This is a genomic window from Neisseria sp. P0021.S007 (assembly GCF_051956855.1).
The window spans coordinates 1-857 of record NZ_JBQCXA010000281.1 but is presented as its reverse complement, the minus strand read 5'-3'; the positions used below and the strand labels follow the sequence as shown (position 1 = coordinate 857).

Genomic DNA, 857 nt, shown 5'->3' with positions numbered 1-857 from the left:
ATTCGACTCAAAGCAAATCCCATAATAATTATGGGATTTGCTTTATAAAATAAAAATAAGAAAACGACATACTCAAAAAATGAAAAAACTACGCAAAGCCCAAACCGGTTTTAGCCTGATTGAGTTGATGATTGTTATCGGCATTATCGGCATTTTGACAGTAGTAGCTCTTCCTGCATACCAAAACTATGTTGCCAGAGCACAAGTAGCAGAAGGCATTATGCTGGCAGGCAGTATGAAAAGCTACGTCGAAGAAGCCTATGCAGATAAAGGCAGCTTGCCGCTTGACCTAAATATCAAACAACTCGCTTCAGACGACAATAAAGTCGGTAACTATGTAAAGATTGTCCGTATTGAAGATAACGGCACTATTGTTGCCGCCATCGGCAATCAAGCCGCCGTTCCTGTGAAGAATACCGAAATCCACCTGACACCAAGTTTTGCAAAAACAAGTGCTACTAAAGGTACAACAGTTTGGTCTTGCGGTGGCACCATGGATACACACTTCCTTCCAGTATCCTGCAAACAGAGCTTGTAAGCTTATTTCCCAAAACACAAAAATACATTGCAAAGAAAACACCCCAAACAAAGCCAAATACAAACGCGGAAAGCGAACAAACCAAAAGAACAAAACTCTCCAAAACAAGGTCCTTAAGAGCCTGAATGATCACATTACGAAAATAAATGCCGTCTGAAATCATTTTCAGACGGCCTCTTTATATCCAATCCTAATATGACATAAAACTTTGGCTTTGATTAGTTTCAGACGGCCTTCATCTTTTCACAACTACATAAAACAAATTCGCAACACCCCTGATAAGACAATTTGTCGCACATCTGAACTCAATATATAATTT

The 857-nt window shown here is 39.3% G+C and carries 1 protein-coding gene; it reads left to right on the top strand.

Features of this window, described 5'->3' with window-relative positions:
• Window positions 1–79 precede the first annotated feature (79 nt).
• Window positions 80–538 carry a pilin gene (locus tag ACTHUR_RS12825; protein ID WP_440398871.1) on the top strand — a complete coding sequence of 153 codons (459 nt, stop codon included), beginning with the start codon at window positions 80–82 and terminating at the stop codon, window positions 536–538.
• Window positions 539–857: the final 319 nt, after the last annotated feature.

What these genes read in the sequence shown, in the direction of transcription:
- ACTHUR_RS12825 (WP_440398871.1), top strand. Translation starts at nt 80, where the DNA reads ATGAAAAAACTACGCAAAGCCCAAACCGGTTTTAGCCTGATTGAGTTG.